Below are 13,391 nucleotides of genomic sequence, written 5' to 3' on the forward strand. Positions count from 1 at the left end.
GCAGCAATATGATTGGATTTCTATCGACTTTGGCACCCATCGCTTTGCTCTGCGCTATTGCGGCGGACGAGTACGATTGGCTCGATAGCAACCGTCTCAACATCAATATCACGCAGCCAATCAAAGGCACGACGCCCGATTTCAAGCGAGGTCAGAAAGAACTCGATTTCATGGCGAAAGAACTCTGTGCCGAGCGGGGCCTTGGAAAACCAAAGATCGAAGGTGAATTGAGGGTAGCTAGGATCGGAGTAAATCCCGAAGGCAAGCGCCAGGTCACCTTGGTTGCGACATATGCCTGCCAAGCAAAGTAGTCCCGAAATCCAAGTCGCTGCGCTCTATAATTTCGCGCCCTTCGAAGACCCTGCGGCTTTGCAGGGACCGCTGCAGGCGGCGTGCGATGCGGCGGGAACGCGCGGCACCATTCTGCTCGCGCCAGAGGGCGTGAACGGCACCATTGCGGGCACGCCAGAGGGTATCGAGGCTGTGCTCGCGCACATTCGCACCCTGCCGGATTGCGAGACTTTTGACGTCAAATACTCTCATGCTGAAAGCATGCCGTTCCATCGGATGAAGGTACGGCTGAAGCGTGAAATCGTCACCATGGGCGAGCCGGGAATTGATCCGCGCGCCAGCGTGGGCCGCTATGTTGATCCCAACGATTGGAACGAACTGATCAGCGATCCCGACACCATCGTGATCGACACGCGCAATGATTATGAGGTCGCGATCGGCCAGTTCGAAGGCGCGATTGATCCCAAGACCCCGAGCTTTCGCGACTTTCCCGCCTGGTTTCGAAATCGCCGCGAAGAGCTGCTTGGCGAAGGTAAAACGCCCAAGGTCGCGATGTATTGCACCGGCGGCATTCGGTGCGAGAAATCGACCAGCTTCCTGCGCAGCGAAGGCGTGGACGAGGTCTATCACCTCAAAGGCGGCATTCTCAAATATCTCGAAAACGTGCCGGAGGACGAAAGCCTGTGGCACGGCGAATGCTTCGTGTTCGACCAACGCGTTGCGGTGAAACACGGGCTGGAGCTCGGATCATATGGTCAGTGCTTTGCCTGCCGCCATCCGCTGAGCGCGGAGGAAATGGCCTCACCCGATTATGCCGAGGGGATCACCTGCCCGCATTGCATCGATGCCCGCAATGATGAGCAGCGCGCCCGCTATGTTGAGCGGCAACGGCAAAAGGAACTCGCGAAGCAGCGCGGCGAGGCGCATATCGGCAAGCCGATTGAGACCTCTGCGGGAAACGAGAGCGACGACGGTTTTGACACGAGCGAAAGCTGGGAGGCAAACTTCCCCGGCGGCCTGACGCCAGACACGCTGAGCGATCCGAAGTGACGCATCCGCCGATCCTCTATTCCTTCCGCCGCTGCCCCTATGCGATGCGCGCGCGAATGGCTCTGTGGGTGGCGGAAATCGGCGTGATCCTGCGCGAGGTGAAGCTGTCGGATAAGCCCCCTGCCCTGATTGAAATTTCGCCCAAGGCGACCGTGCCGGTGCTGATTTCGGTTGATGGTCCGGTGCTGGAGGAAAGCATTGAGATCATGCGCTGGGCGCTGGGCAAGAATGATCCAGAGGGCTGGCTGGCTGGCGATGATGCGGAGCTGATCGCGCGCAATGACGGCGTGTTTAAGCATCACCTCGACCGCTACAAATACCCATCGCGCTATGAGGATGAGGCCGATCATGGGCAGTTCGATCACCGCGCGGAAGGCTTCGCGATCCTGCAAGACCTGGACACGCGGCTCTCCACTCAGGCATTTCTGTGCGGTGAAACCCGCACGCTGGCCGACATGGCGCTGTTCCCGTTCATTCGGCAATTCGCCAATACCGACCGCGAGTGGTTTGATGCACAGCCGATCACGCATTTGCAAAAATGGCTGGAGGGGCATCTGGCCTCAGACATTTTCAAGAGCATCATGCCCAAATTTGATCCGTGGAAAGCAGGCGATAAGCCAACGCGTTTTGGACCAGATGAAGAACTTATGTGCTCGTAAAAGGCGGCTATTGCGTTAGGCGAAAGTGCAATTGTTTTTTACTCAACGTTTACCTCAAAAGGGTAATTCCAACTTATGACAAGCAACGAACCATCACACTCCGCTGAAACGCATGAGCAGTATTGCGAATTGCATACTTCTATCAGTGGTTTCTGGAGCACTGATACGATTCAGTCCTATTTTGATGACTTGAACAAAGCTTCAATGCCGATGCTTGTCGCCAGAAAGCCGATCTACGCGCTTGTCGACTTTACCGGCTTTTTGCCACAAGATCGGGGCACGGGAGATGCAATTCGGGAACATTTGCTAGTCTCGAAAAAGCATGGACTAAAACGCATCGCCATTCTTGGCGCATCTCCGCTGGCTAAACTGCAATACCGGCGCTTGAGCGAAGGTCTGCAAGTCGAGTTTTTCGATAATAAGGCTGACGGTCTGGTGTGGCTGCGCGCCGATCGTTGATCGGCAAGTGCCCTCACAATATCGCAATTGGCGGATTTGACCGATAGCTTGGACGACAAGCTACCCAGTTGTGGTAGGGAGACATCATGACAGACAACAAACCAGTTTACACGGCCGCACTGCTAGAGCAGCACTGTGAAACCCATTCTGTCGTTAGCGGGTTTTGGGACGTAAAGACGATCCAAACCTATTTCGATGAGGTGAACGAGGTGGCTTTGCCGTTGGTGAAAGCACGCTCACCAATTTACTCCCTGGTCGATTTCACAGGCTTTTTGCCACAAGATCGCGAAACGGCCGAAGCCATCCGCGATCATCTGGTCATGTCGGAAAAATTCGGCCTGAAACGTATCGCTATTCTTGGCGCATCTCCGCTGGCCAAGCTGCAATATAAACGCCTGAGCGAAGGCTTAGATGTCGAGTTTTTCGATGACAAAGCCGAAGCGCTGACTTGGCTCCGCGCTAACCGCTGATCCGGCCAGTTGGTAGCCAGTCACTAAGCCAACTGATCTCTTAGCACATCAATCAGCCAGCTTGCAGCGGGGCCAGGCCGCGCATCGCGGCGCCACAGCGCGCTGAGCGGATAGATATCGCCCGGCTTTTCCGGCAGATCGAGCTCTACCAATGTGCCGCTCGCAATATCGCCCTTCACTTGGTGGCGCGGCATATTGCCCCATCCCAGCCCCTCTTTCAGCAACGCGTGTTTCGCGCCGAGATCACCCAGCCGCCAAGTCTTTGGGCTGAGCACTGAAAACTCGCGCCCGTCTGTCATGGGGGAACGATCGGACAGCACCAGTTGCAGATGTTTGCGACTTTCGCCCGGTTCGATGCCTGGTTCAGTTAGCGGATGGCTCGGCGCCGCCACAGGAATTAAGTCAACACCGCCAATAACTTGGCGCTCCAAATCAGGGTGATCACCAATCGTCGGACCGCCGATCGCAAGATCAACCTCCTCTTCGATCAGACAAGCCGCAACTGCCCCCAACCCCTCAATCTGCAGGCGCAAAGCAACGGTTGGAAACATCGCGCGAAAGTCGCGCAAGGCCCGCGCGGTCACATCGCCGGGCACCATCACATCAAGCACCAATGAGACGGTGCTCTCCAGCCCAGCGTGCAGGCTTTGCGTTTTGGAGAGCAGCGCGTCGACGCCGTCAGACACTGCTCGAGCCTCTGGCAGCAAGCCAGTACCAGCCTCGGTCAGCACAGGTTTGCGAGATCCCTCGCGCGCGAACAGAGTAACCGCCAGCTGCGCCTCCAACTGAGCAATCCCATAGCTGATCGCGGAGACCGCCCGGCCCATGCGCCGCGCTGCGCCGCCAAAGCTGCCCTCTTCCGCCACCGCCAGGAAGATGCGTAATTGATCAAGAGTGGGATCGCCCAAACGCATAACAGCACTAATGTTCGGATAATCTGAACATTTTAGCAAGTTTTATCGCACTTATGCGATTACAAAACACCACCTATCTCCTGTCTCAACGCAAACATGCTGATCCAAACACGAACCGATCAGCACACATAGGAGACAAACCATGAGCGCACCAATCATCGAACGTCGTCCCTTCAATTCACTGGGCGCTGCCAATCACGGCTGGCTGGATGCCCACCATCACTTTGCCTTTGGCGGCTATCACGATCCCGCCCGCGTCAATTGGGGCAGCCTTCGGGTATGGAACGACGACACAATCGCTCCCGGCACCGGCTTTCCCACCCACCCGCACGAGGACATGGAAATCATCACCTATGTCCGCAAAGGCGCGATCACTCACCGCGACAGCATGGGCAATGAAGGCCGTACAGAGGCCGGCGATGTCCAAGTGATGAGCGCTGGGACCGGCGTGCAGCATTCAGAATACAACCGCGAAGATGAAGACACCGAAATCTTCCAAATCTGGATTATCCCAACCGAGCGTGGCGGCAGCCCAAATTGGGGCGCAGCACCTTTCCCCAAGGACGACCGGGCGGGCAAATTCGTCACCCTTGCTAGCGGAACTGAAAACGAGGCCGCCAATGATGACGGCGCGCTTCCGATCCGCACTAATGCAAGCGTGCTGGGCGCAACGATCAAAGCCGGCGAAAGCGTGACCTACGATGTCGCTGACCCATCGCGGCACCTCTATCTGGTCCCTGCCACCGGCAAGGTTCGCATCGAGAATGTCGAGGCCGAAGCACGTGACGGCGTTGCCATCACTCAGCTTAGCCAGGTGACGATCACCGCCCTTAAAGACAGCGAAATTGTCCTCGTGGACGCCGCTTAGCCTCTTGAGAGCTGGCCGCGAATTACCGCTCAGCGGCCAGCTCTTCTTTTCCTTTCAGCATCACTTCCCAGGAGAGTTTCAATGACCAATATTCTTTACGTATTCGCCAGCATCCAAGGCGACACCTCGGTCTCACGCGGCCTCGGCAACAAACTAGTCGAGCGCCTGAGCGCAGGCACAGACACCACCGTGACGGCCCGCGATCTCAGCCGGAATGATCTGCCCTTCATCGACGCAGACCGCTTTGCCGCCAACCTCGCGCCAATGGCTGACCGCACGCCGGAGCAGGCAGAGCTTGCGAGCATTGCCGACACTCTGATCGAAGAGCTTCAGGCGGCTGACACCATCGTATTCGCGGTCCCGATCTACAATTTTGGGGTACCCGCATCGGTCAAAGCGTGGGCAGATTTGGTCGCCCGTGCCGGAACCACGTTCAAATACACCGAGAACGGACCGGTCGGACTGCTCGAAGGCAAAAAGGCCTACATCGCGGTCGCTTCCGGCGGCACGCCAGTGGGCAGCGATTTCGACCATATGACCCCTTGGCTCAAATTCTTCCTCAGCTTTATCGGCATTTCCGATGTAGAAATTATCGCAGCCGACGGGATCAGGGGCCGGGATGGCGAAGCGAAAATCGCCGCAGCCCACGCCGCAATCGAAGCAATCACCGCCTGACACCCCCTCTAAATTCGGAGAAACGCCATGACCACTATCGGAACACAAAGCGCTGAACTGGGCGGATCAAGCAAATCGCAAGACACGCTCGCCCTAACTGCCCGCCTGTTGCTCGCCGCTCTTTTCATCCTAGCAGGCATCAACAAGCTTAGCGCGATGGAGCAAACCGTCGGCTACATCGCATCGGTTGGAATGCCGCTGCCAGAGCTCGTCTATTTTGGCACGGTAGCAATTGAGATTGTCGGCGGGCTAATGGTCGCGCTGGGTTTCAAGGCCCGCTATGGCGCTGGTGCCTTGGGGGTCTTCACCGTCCTTACCGCTGTCTTCTTTCACAATGATTTCAGCCAGCAGACTGAGGTAACTGTGTTCCTTAAAAACCTCGCGATTGCGGGCGGCCTATTTGCCATCGCCGGCTTCGGACCAGGACGCTTTTCGATTGATCGGAAATAGTCTTTGCACAAAGCTCGCGCGCTGGATGACTTTCGTGTTGTCCGGCGCGTTCACGTTTGGAAACTTTTGCAGATTACTCAGCTGGTTCGGCTGACAAACCATCGTCTGAGAAGCGTTGACGCAGGCTTTCAACCTCACGGTCGATCTGGGTCGCCAAGGTTTCCAATTGGCCAGAACTGTTGTCGATCTTGTCAATTGTCTTGCTGGCGAGCGCAAAGTTCTCTGACACTTGCGCAACGGCGCTGCCGCTGTCCAAAGCCTTGCGGCGAACCCCGTCGATCAATCCAGAGAGTTCTGCGCTGGTTGTGCGCTGTTTTTCGACCGAGCTTGCGGCCACTGCGGCCATCTCGCCCACGGTTTCAATCGATGCGTCAATCGCGCGAAACTGCGCAATAGATTCGCCAATCAACTCAGACAGCGAGCCCACGATTGTTGAGATTTCGCTCGAGGCTTCTTGCGTCTGCTTAGACAATTGCGCCACTTCGCTCGACACCACGGAAAAGCCCTTGCCCGCCTCGCCCGCGCGCGCTGCTTCGATCCGAGCGTTTAAAGCCAGCAATCCGGTCTTGTCCGAAATCGATTTGATCATTGCCACCAGCTTGCCGATTTCCTTTGCCGACAGTTCCAGCTGACCAGCAATTTGCGCGCCGCGATCACTCGCTTGATCCGCATGGGTCGCGGCTGCATTGGCATCTGCAACTCGGGTGCCAACCAGCTCCAAGGTCTCGCTAAGGACTTGTGCACCCTTAGCCATCTGCTCCGCCATGCTTAGCGTTGCATCAGCCTGGGCGCTGGCGTGATCAACCTGTTCACCGGATTCGTGCGAGTGAGCGGCAAGGCGCTCAGATCCGGTCGCAAGGTCGCTTGCCTGAGCATTCAATTGCTGGACAAGTGCGGCGAAGTTTGTCTGAAATTCGCGCAAAGCCTTGGTTGTATTGTCAGCACGATCACGCTCCCGCGTGACCATACTAGCAAGCTCACTCTGCTCAGCGCGCAATTTGTCCGCAGCGATTCTCTCGGTGGCCTGCACCCGGTCAAGAAAGGCGTTCAGTTCTTCGGCAATATCGCCGCCCTCTTCAAAAGGGTCGACATCAAGGCGCGTGCTAAGGTCAGCATCGCCGCTGTTGATTTTGTTCAAAGTCCGCGACAGCTCCGCATTGCCTAGCAAAGCGCGGTGCTCCGAAAGGTTAAGCCCGCGACGTTCATCTTCCAGCGGCACGCGCAATTTGCCGCGACTGTGCATGGCGTTTGCGATGACGCCCATCGTCATAAAGGCGAATGCGCCAATGCTGAATGCTCCGAGGAATTGAACCCCGAGCTGCGTGAAAAATCCATGAGCCAGGCGGTCTGCTGGCACAATAAATGCCACCGCCAATGTCCCAAAGAACCCGCCAAACCCGTGCACGCTGACCGCGTAAACCGCATCATCGACACGGTGCGTGCGCTCCAGCCAATCGGCAAAGAACACACTGCCCACGGCGATTAACGCAGCCGCGCCAATCGCGCCCAAAGAATGTGTATAAGGCGCGCTGGCAGTGATCGACACCAAACCAACGAGCAGCCCGTTGACCATTCGGTCAGCACGGTAATAGCCATCGCGGTAATAGGCCGCGACTGTCGCCGCGCATGCCGCCGCCGCGCCTGCAAACAAAGTGTTAGATAGGGCCCGCGCGAAATCGTCGCTGCCAGGCTCCAGAGTGCCGGTGTTAAAGCCGAGCCAGCCAACGAGCAGGATCAGCGCGCCGCCACCGGTTAGGATCGGGCTGTGGCCGTGGATCGCTTGCAAGGCATCATCGCCTTCGCCGTCCACATTTTCGCGGCGATCAAAGCGCCCATCGCGCGCACCAACAACCAGCAAAATACCCAGCGCCGCGGCGCCGCCTGCAAGGTGGACGACGCTGCTGCCAGCAAAGTCGATAAAGCCCAATTGTTGCAGCCAGCCCTCACCACTGCCGCCGGGCAGATAGCTCGCCCAGGCCCAGTGCCCAATCATCGGATAGATCAGCGCCGTGAGCGGCAATGTCATGAGAATATAGGCGGAAAAGCGCATACGCTCTGCCACCGCGCCAGATACGATCGTAGCCGCCGTACCGCAGAACAAAGCTTGGAAAAGGAGGAAGAGCGTGACTGAGCCTTCGCCCGAATAGCCGAGCAGGCCAGCATCAAATCCGATGAGGCCAAAGCCGCCGCCAAACATGACCGCGGCACCGAAGATATGGAACACGAGAATGGCAACGACGAAGTCCGCGAGGTTCTTCATCGACACGTTGATGCTGTTCTTAGAGCGGACAAATCCAGCCTCTAAAAACAGGAAACCGATCTGCATTCCAGCAACCAGCACGCATGCCAGCGCCAGCCAAATCTCGATTGCCATTTTTCACCCCAACTGCTTTTATTATTATTATTTCTGGGGTTATTACCTATGACGAACTAAGAACAAGTTAACGGCGAGTTAGTCATCATTTCCCGCTGGGAAGCCCGGTTTTTAGATCCTCCAGCCACACATCGGCAACCGCATCGGATGGCGCGCGCCAATCGCCGCGCGGCGACAATGCGCCTTGCGAGCTGACCTTTGGCCCATTGGGCAAGGCGCTGCGCTTAAACTGGCTGAAGGCGAAGAAGCGTTTAACGAAACTTTCCAGCCATCCAGCGATCGTCGCAAGGTCGTATTCGTTCTTGCGATTTTCCGGAAAACCATCGGGCCATTTGCCCGCCCGCGCATCGCGCCACGCGTGATAGGCCAGAAACGCGACCTTGGATGGGCGCTGACCATAGCGAATGGTGTGGTGCAGGAAGAAGTCGTTGAGCTCATACGGCCCAATCCGTTCCTCTGTGCTTTGGATCGCGCCATCTTCGCCCGCTGGCACCAGCTCTGGCGAGATTTCGGTGTCGAGTACTGCGCCCAAGACGTCGCTGCACGCATTGCTGAATTGCTCCGTCTGGATCGTCCAGCGGATCAGATATTGGATCAGCGTCTTCGGCACGCCCGCGTTCACACCGTAATGGCTCATGTGGTCGCCAACGCCGTAAGTGCACCAACCCAGCGCCAGCTCTGACAAATCGCCAGTGCCCACGACAAAGCCGGAGTGCTGCCCGGCCAGGCGGAACAGATAATCCGTACGCAATCCGGCCTGAACATTTTCAAAGGTCACATCATAGACCGGCTCACCGCCCGCAAACGGGTGCTTCATATCCTCCAGCATCCGCGTAGCCGCTGGCTTAATGTCGATCTCCTCGGCGGTGATTTCCATCGCCTCCATCAGCTTCCACGCGTTCGACTTGGTGCTGTCAGAGGTGGCAAAGCCGGGCATGGTGTAGCCGCGGATGGCGGTGCGCGGCATGCCGAGCCGGTCGCAGGCTTTCGCCGCCACGATCAAAGCATGGGTGCTATCAAGTCCGCCAGAAATGCCGATAATCAAAGACTTGGCGTGGGTCGCGGTGATCCGCCGCATCAGGGCATCGACCTGAATGTTGAACGCTTCGTAGCAATCCTCGTCCAGCGTCTTTGCGTTGTTCGGCACAAATGGGAAGCGGCGAACCGGACGGATCAGGCCCTTATCCAGCGCGCCATCCTCGGCAACGCCAGCATGATCGAACACGATCCGGCGATAGCTGTCCTCTGGCCGGCCATGCGCCTCTGCCGCGTCGGCAAAGGTTTGGTTCCGCACCCGCTCGGCAGCAATCCGCTGAGTGTCGATATCGACCACGCACAGCTCCGGCTCCAGATCAAAGCGCGTGCTTTCGGCCATCAATCCGCCCAGCTCGTAAATCACACCCTGCCCATCCCATGCAAGATCGGTGGTGCTTTCGCCGTGGCCGCTGGCTGAATAGACATAGGCGCAAATCGACCGAGCCGAGCTTGATCGGCAGTGCAAATGGCGATCATCCGCGCGGCCAATCGTGATCGGCGAAGCGGATAGATTGCACAAGATCTGCGCCCCGGCGAGCGCGGCCATCGTGCCCGGAGGATTGGGCGCCCAGAAATCTTCGCAAATCTCCACGCCGAAGGTGAAGCCGGGCAGGTTGCTCGCGGCAAAGACCACATCTGTGCCGAATGGAACTTCTTCGCCGTTCACTGCGATCCATAAATCTTCGCAGCCACGCCCATGCGCGAAATAGCGTTTCTCATAAAACTCGCGGTAATTGGGCAGATAGCTTTTCGGGATCACGCCCAGCAATTCGCCATTCGCAATCACTGCGGCGCAATTGTAAACCTTGTCCCCGCGTTTCAGCGGCGCGCCAATTACCAGCACGGGCGAAAGATCGCGCGAGGCCTCGATCACCTCGCCCAGCGCCTCTTCCACCCGGACCAGCAGAGCCTGCTGAAGCAGCAGATCATCAATCGCATAGGACGACAAAGTCAGCTCTGGATAGACCACCAGATCGACATTTTGCGCATGCGCCTTCTTCGCCTCGGCGATTACGCCAGCGGTGTTGTAAGCCACATCGGCAGGGCGCGAGGACGGCGTGCTTGTCGCCACGCGCACAAACCCGTGGCTGTGCATGTCGTAAAAAGAATGGCTGCTGGCTGTCACGTGGGCACGCTCCGAAATGGTGTCTGGCGCACCCTTTAGCGGTTTATCACCGCGCATCAAAGGCATGAGAGATGATGCTGCAAAAGCGAACGCAAAGTTTCGCTATTCGGACTAGCAGTGAAAATGAACCCGCCGTCGCATCAACGAAGGTTGCACGCGGCGCAGACATCCCCCACCTCATGAAACACGGGTCAGAACGACACACCCCTCCCAGCTAAGGAGCACATAGAATGGCCGATCCCACTTATACCCCGCCAGAAGTCTGGACCAATGACACCGAGAATGGCGGACGTTTTGCCAGTATCAACCGCCCAACCGCAGGCGCGCGCGAGACCAAGGAATTGCCGCAGGGCGACAATCCGTTTCAGCTGTACTCGCTGGCGACGCCCAATGGGGTGAAGGCCACAATCATGCTGGAGGAGCTGCTGGAGGCAGGCCACACAGGCGCAGAATATGACGCCTATACCGTGAACATCGGTGAAGGCGTGCAATTCACCAGCGGCTTTGTAGAAATCAATCCGAACTCAAAAATCCCTGCCTTGCTCGACAAGAGCGGCGACAAACCGTTCCGCGTGTTCGAATCGGCGGCCATTCTGGTGCACCTTGCGGAGAAATTCGGCGCGTTCCTGCCAACCGAACCGGCTGCACGCGCAGAGGTGATGAGCTGGCTATTTTGGCAGGTTGGCACCGGGCCGTTCATCGGCGGCGGCTTTGGCCATTTCTACGCCTATGCCCCGGAGAAATACGAATATCCGATCAATCGCTATGCGATGGAAACAAAGCGGATTTTCGACGTCGCGGACCAGCGTTTGGCCGAAAACCGCTTCCTCGGCGGCGACGAATACACCATCGCAGATATCGCCAATTACCCTTGGCTTGCGCCTTTCGTCGAAGGCAAAATCTACAATGAAGCCAAGACTTTCCTGTCGATTGATGAGTACAAAAACGTCGCCCGCTGGGTGGAGGAAATCTCTGCCCGTCCGGCGGTGAAACGCGGCCGGATTGTCAACAAGACCTGGGGCGAAGAAAATGAGCAGCTGCTAGAGCGTCACTCTGCGGCGGACTTTGAAGGCAAGGCAATCTGACCGGCTGAAGCGATAAAAGGGGCGCACAGGCAAAAATGTGCCTTGCGCCCCTTCACATATAAAATGGCGGCGCTATATAGCGCGCTCTGCTGGGGTGTGGCCAAGTGGTAAGGCACCGCTTTTTGGTAGCGGCATTCGTAGGTTCGATCCCTACCACCCCAGCCATTTTCCTTACCCAAATCATTGAAATTGAGCGCTAAAACCCGGCGCCCATAACGCACGCCTTTTGCGCAGGCCTCAGCGCAGCTCCAATGGCTCCTGCGGATTGTTCGGCTCCAGGATCATCTCATTGGTCTGATTGTCGACGCGGTAAGATGCGAGCCGCGAGAGCAGGTTCATACCGATCACATTGGTGTTGCCCAGGCTAGGCGCGATCACGACATCAAGCCCGCGCGCGGCCACATTGCCAAAGCGCAGCTCATCAATTGTGCCAAGAGACGCCTCCACCGGACCATTCGCTGTGCCGATCGTAACTGGCAGCCCGCCCGTACGCGGCTCTATGCCTGCCTGATCCGCCAGACCTTGCGATATCGCCGTCAGCGTCGCGCCGGTGTCGACCAGAAAATTGGCAGGCACTCCATTAAGCTCCGCGCGGAGCCAGAAATGCCCATCTTGGCTGATCGGAATACGGGTCTCCCCGCCCTCCACCACTTGCTGAGGCAGGCCAAGCTGCGGCACGGCGACCTCAATGCGCGGATCAAAGCGGGAGAGCTGAATGATGACGGTGCAAAGAATGCCGACCAGCACCAAAGTGCTGCCCGCGCGAACGAACTTGCCGAACGCCACCTCGCGGCGGATCATCAGCGAACCGAGCACACCGGCCATTACCGCCGCGACCGCGAGCATCAGCAATTCCGAGCGCGGGACGGCGGTGAACGCGCCAGCGATGTTGGAAAAGAGGTTGTCGAGGTTCATTGCCCCTAAACATAGGAACAATTGCCGTGCTTTTCCATGAACGAACGCGCTCGCGCCGTGAGCAATTCTAGCCGAGCATTTTTGCCGCCAAGGCGCGACCTGATAGAAACGCACCTTCAACGCGCGGGCTGTGCAGATAGTCCCCAGCAATGCCGATCTGTTTGTCCGCGTCATAGCGTGCTGGTTCGCCCGCGACTGGCTCAGCCATCGCATACAGCCAGCGGTGCGCGGTCAAATGGATCGGTTTCGCAGGCTTTGCCCCGGTCTGCGAGAAGAAATCGGCGAGCAAAATCTCGGCCACTTCCTCCTTAGGCAGGTCAAGCACTTCGCGGCTGCGCTCTGGGCTGGCGTGCAGCACCCAGCATTCGCCGCCGTTTCTTTCAGGCTTGGCCGAATTGCGCGCAGCCCAAGAAATCCCCGCTTCGGGATCACGCAGGCAGTCCGCCTCAATGCTAAGCTTTTGCTCAAACGCCGCCATCACGGCCCAGCACGGCGCGGATTGCACCTGCGATGCGGCAGCGGCCAGCTCTGGCGCGACTTCAGACAGCAGAACGCTCGCTTGCTCCGCCGGAACCGCGCACACAATCGCATCTGCGGTAAAGCTCTTATCGTCCGTTTCCAGCTTCCAGCAGTCACCATCTCGGTGCAATCTCTCAATCCGGGTGCCCCACTCGACACCAAGCGCGCTGCCCATCGCGCGGATCGGGCCATTCATGCCCGGCGTACCAACAAAGGCATCGTCACCCGCCGCTGGCCAAGGCGCGACCACGCCCAGTTCCTGCCATTCGCGCACAGCCTCTTTGAAAGCGGGATCACGAGCGGTGAAGAATTGCGCCCCGTGATCAAAGCTGACCGTCTCGTCCGCAATCTCTGCGCGTCTGGCCGCCATGCGCCCACCCGGGCCGCGTCCCTTGTCAAAGATCACGACCTGCTTGCCCGCCGCCGCCAATTGCGCGGCGCAGCTGAGCCCGGCCATGCCAGCGCCGATGATTGCGACGGTTTCGATTGAATGTGCCATGG

At 57.9% G+C, this 13,391-nt stretch carries 14 protein-coding genes and 1 tRNA gene; 10 read left to right on the top strand and 5 right to left on the bottom strand.

The genetic code is table 11. The features are described from left to right. The first annotated feature begins 8 nt into the window (after nucleotides 1-8). From AC0V6V_RS03340 to AC0V6V_RS03360, 5 genes are all read left to right on the top strand, one after another. Nucleotides 9-311 (top strand): hypothetical protein, encoded by a 303-nt coding sequence (locus AC0V6V_RS03340; protein WP_486164042.1) that lies wholly within the window; start codon nucleotides 9-11, stop codon nucleotides 309-311. Further along, nucleotides 292-1,341, top strand: a complete 1,050-nt coding sequence (gene trhO, locus AC0V6V_RS03345) for an oxygen-dependent tRNA uridine(34) hydroxylase TrhO (RefSeq protein ID WP_486164043.1) — start codon at nucleotides 292-294, stop codon at nucleotides 1,339-1,341. Before AC0V6V_RS03340 ends, trhO begins: the two co-directional genes overlap by 20 nt. Beyond that, nucleotides 1,338-2,000 carry a glutathione S-transferase gene (locus AC0V6V_RS03350; protein ID WP_486164044.1) on the top strand — a complete coding sequence of 221 codons (663 nt, stop codon included), beginning with the start codon at nucleotides 1,338-1,340 and terminating at the stop codon, nucleotides 1,998-2,000. Before trhO ends, AC0V6V_RS03350 begins: the two co-directional genes overlap by 4 nt. 75 nt (nucleotides 2,001-2,075) lie before the next feature. After that, nucleotides 2,076-2,459: a hypothetical protein gene (locus AC0V6V_RS03355; RefSeq protein ID WP_486164045.1), complete on the top strand. Its 384-nt coding sequence runs from the start codon at nucleotides 2,076-2,078 to the stop codon at nucleotides 2,457-2,459. A gap of 86 nt (nucleotides 2,460-2,545) precedes the next feature. Then, entirely contained in the window at nucleotides 2,546-2,929 is a 384-nt protein-coding gene (locus AC0V6V_RS03360) for a SpoIIAA family protein (protein ID WP_486164046.1), read from the top strand. 23 nt (nucleotides 2,930-2,952) lie between these two features. Here AC0V6V_RS03360 and AC0V6V_RS03365 read toward each other — a convergent pair whose 3' ends face one another. Further along, entirely contained in the window at nucleotides 2,953-3,843 is an 891-nt protein-coding gene (locus AC0V6V_RS03365; protein ID WP_486164047.1) for a LysR family transcriptional regulator, read from the bottom strand. A 154-nt stretch (nucleotides 3,844-3,997) separates the two neighbouring features. Between AC0V6V_RS03365 and AC0V6V_RS03370 the strand changes: the two genes are divergently transcribed. The 3 genes from AC0V6V_RS03370 to AC0V6V_RS03380 all read left to right on the top strand — a co-directional run bounded on the left by AC0V6V_RS03370 (nucleotide 3,998) and on the right by AC0V6V_RS03380 (nucleotide 5,836). Beyond that, a complete protein-coding gene (locus AC0V6V_RS03370) occupies nucleotides 3,998-4,711 on the top strand; it encodes a pirin family protein (protein WP_486166029.1) in 714 nt (237 codons plus the stop codon). Between the two features lie 81 nt (nucleotides 4,712-4,792). Further along, nucleotides 4,793-5,386, top strand: coding sequence for an FMN-dependent NADH-azoreductase (locus AC0V6V_RS03375; RefSeq protein ID WP_486164048.1), 594 nt, complete (start codon nucleotides 4,793-4,795; stop codon nucleotides 5,384-5,386). A 27-nt stretch (nucleotides 5,387-5,413) separates the two neighbouring features. Then, a complete protein-coding gene (locus AC0V6V_RS03380; protein ID WP_486164049.1) occupies nucleotides 5,414-5,836 on the top strand; it encodes a DoxX family protein in 423 nt (140 codons plus the stop codon). Between the two features lie 73 nt (nucleotides 5,837-5,909). Here the strand turns inward: AC0V6V_RS03380 and AC0V6V_RS03385 are convergent, their stop codons facing one another. Together AC0V6V_RS03385 and AC0V6V_RS03390 are read right to left on the bottom strand one after the other, a co-directional pair. Beyond that, nucleotides 5,910-8,210, bottom strand: a complete 2,301-nt coding sequence (locus AC0V6V_RS03385; RefSeq protein WP_486164050.1) for a methyl-accepting chemotaxis protein — start codon at nucleotides 8,208-8,210, stop codon at nucleotides 5,910-5,912. Between the two features lie 85 nt (nucleotides 8,211-8,295). Continuing rightward, the gene (locus tag AC0V6V_RS03390) at nucleotides 8,296-10,371 is read right to left on the bottom strand and encodes an NAD(+) synthase (RefSeq protein WP_486166200.1); all 2,076 of its coding nucleotides are present in this window, start codon (nucleotides 10,369-10,371) and stop codon (nucleotides 8,296-8,298) included. 230 nt (nucleotides 10,372-10,601) lie between these two features. Between AC0V6V_RS03390 and yghU the strand changes: the two genes are divergently transcribed. Together yghU and AC0V6V_RS03400 are read left to right on the top strand one after the other, a co-directional pair. Continuing rightward, nucleotides 10,602-11,456: a glutathione-dependent disulfide-bond oxidoreductase gene (gene yghU / locus AC0V6V_RS03395; RefSeq protein ID WP_486164052.1), complete on the top strand. Its 855-nt coding sequence runs from the start codon at nucleotides 10,602-10,604 to the stop codon at nucleotides 11,454-11,456. A 90-nt stretch (nucleotides 11,457-11,546) separates the two neighbouring features. Further along, nucleotides 11,547-11,621: transfer RNA gene (locus AC0V6V_RS03400), tRNA-Gln, on the top strand. Between the two features lie 72 nt (nucleotides 11,622-11,693). Here AC0V6V_RS03400 and AC0V6V_RS03405 read toward each other — a convergent pair. Continuing rightward, entirely contained in the window at nucleotides 11,694-12,371 is a 678-nt protein-coding gene (locus AC0V6V_RS03405) for a retropepsin-like aspartic protease family protein (RefSeq protein WP_486164053.1), read from the bottom strand. A 67-nt stretch (nucleotides 12,372-12,438) separates the two neighbouring features. Further along, the gene (locus AC0V6V_RS03410; RefSeq protein ID WP_486164054.1) at nucleotides 12,439-13,389 is read right to left on the bottom strand and encodes an NAD(P)/FAD-dependent oxidoreductase; all 951 of its coding nucleotides are present in this window, start codon (nucleotides 13,387-13,389) and stop codon (nucleotides 12,439-12,441) included. Nucleotides 13,390-13,391 lie beyond the last annotated feature (2 nt).

Source organism: Erythrobacter sp. S249, from assembly GCF_057364975.1.

What these genes read in the sequence shown, in the direction of transcription:
- AC0V6V_RS03340 (WP_486164042.1), top strand. Translation starts at nt 9, where the DNA reads ATGATTGGATTTCTATCGACTTTGGCACCCATCGCTTTGCTCTGCGCT.
- trhO (WP_486164043.1), top strand. Translation starts at nt 292, where the DNA reads ATGCCTGCCAAGCAAAGTAGTCCCGAAATCCAAGTCGCTGCGCTCTAT.
- AC0V6V_RS03355 (WP_486164045.1), top strand. Translation starts at nt 2,076, where the DNA reads ATGACAAGCAACGAACCATCACACTCCGCTGAAACGCATGAGCAGTAT.
- AC0V6V_RS03360 (WP_486164046.1), top strand. Translation starts at nt 2,546, where the DNA reads ATGACAGACAACAAACCAGTTTACACGGCCGCACTGCTAGAGCAGCAC.
- AC0V6V_RS03365 (WP_486164047.1), bottom strand. Translation starts at nt 3,843, where the DNA reads ATGCGTTTGGGCGATCCCACTCTTGATCAATTACGCATCTTCCTGGCG.
- AC0V6V_RS03375 (WP_486164048.1), top strand. Translation starts at nt 4,793, where the DNA reads ATGACCAATATTCTTTACGTATTCGCCAGCATCCAAGGCGACACCTCG.
- AC0V6V_RS03380 (WP_486164049.1), top strand. Translation starts at nt 5,414, where the DNA reads ATGACCACTATCGGAACACAAAGCGCTGAACTGGGCGGATCAAGCAAA.
- AC0V6V_RS03385 (WP_486164050.1), bottom strand. Translation starts at nt 8,210, where the DNA reads ATGGCAATCGAGATTTGGCTGGCGCTGGCATGCGTGCTGGTTGCTGGA.
- yghU (WP_486164052.1), top strand. Translation starts at nt 10,602, where the DNA reads ATGGCCGATCCCACTTATACCCCGCCAGAAGTCTGGACCAATGACACC.
- AC0V6V_RS03405 (WP_486164053.1), bottom strand. Translation starts at nt 12,371, where the DNA reads ATGAACCTCGACAACCTCTTTTCCAACATCGCTGGCGCGTTCACCGCC.
- AC0V6V_RS03410 (WP_486164054.1), bottom strand. Translation starts at nt 13,389, where the DNA reads ATGGCACATTCAATCGAAACCGTCGCAATCATCGGCGCTGGCATGGCC.